Source organism: Actinoplanes sp. NPDC048791 (assembly GCF_040650095.1).
Classification (GTDB): Bacteria; Actinomycetota; Actinomycetes; order Mycobacteriales; family Micromonosporaceae; genus Actinoplanes.
In genome coordinates, this window is the sequence record NZ_JBEZGQ010001708.1 from 1 (window position 1) to 1,109 (window position 1,109).

The 1,109-nt window shown below is 73.9% G+C and carries 1 protein-coding gene; it reads left to right on the forward strand.

The genetic code is table 11. The features are described from left to right. Window positions 1-701 (forward strand): glycoside hydrolase family 3 C-terminal domain-containing protein (locus tag AB0C29_RS49805; RefSeq protein ID WP_360835578.1); only part of this gene is annotated, 701 nt, incomplete at its 5' end. Between the last annotated feature and the right edge of the window lie 408 nt (window positions 702-1,109).

Below are 1,109 nucleotides of genomic sequence, written 5' to 3' on the forward strand. Positions count from 1 at the left end.
TGGAGCTCCAGGGCGGCCAGATCGCGCTGCTGGACGCGCTCGCCGAGCTCGACACCCCGGTGGTGCTGGTGCTGCTGAACTCCAAGCCGGCCGCGCTGCCGCCGTCCGCGCTGGCCTCGGCCGCGATCGTGCAGGCGTTCAACCCGGGCATGCGCGGCGGCCGGGCGCTGGCCGAGCTGCTGTTCGGGCTGTTCGAGCCGAGCGGGCGGATGCCGCTGTCGGCCGCCCGGCACGTGGGCCAGCAGCCGGTCTACTACAACCAGATCCGCGGGCAGCACGGCACCCGCTACGCGGACCTGACCCAGGACCCGCTGTTCGCCTTCGGCGAGGGCCTGAGCTACACCACCATCGAGTACGCCGACCTGACCATCGCCCAGCCGCAGGTGAGCGCCGACGGCACGGTCCGGGCGAGTGTCCGGCTCACCAACACGGGCACCCGGCCGGCGCTGGAGACCGTGCAGGCCTACATCAGCGACCTCGTCACCAGTGTCACCTGGGCGGCGCGGGAGCTGAAGGCGTACCGGCAGGTGCTGGTGCCCGCGGGCGAGAGCGTCACGGTCGGCATCGAGCTGGCCGCGGCCGGCTGTTCACTGGTCACCGCGGACGCCCGCCGGGTCGTCGAGCCCGGCGACTTCGACCTGCTGGTGGGACCCAGCTCGCGCCCGGAGAGCCTGCTCAGCGCCCGCTTCAGCATCAGCTGACGGCCTGGCGGCCGGGTTCTATGCTGCCGTGATGGCAGCGTGTCCCGAGCTGACCGTCGCGCGCCGCCCGCGGCGCGTCGAGGGTTTCTTCGGGGTAACCCCGAGGGCGCAGGATTGACCACCGCAGCGCATCGCCGGCGTGCCTCTGCGCTTCGCGCAGCTAGACGCAGGCACGACCGGGCATCGTCGGGGCACGCTGCCACCACGGTCGGGCGGGACGCGACGGCGCTGGCCGATGCTCTGCTGACCACGACGTGGCGGCGGGTGGCGATGCTCCGGGCGGCCTGGGTGGTCTTCGGGCGGCGAGCACGCTGGGTCCGCCCCGCAGTGGACGCGGTGCTCCGGGCGTACCGGGAGGCTCCCACCGACCGGCCGCGTGAGCTGGCCGGCTTCCTCGCCGCGAGCGGA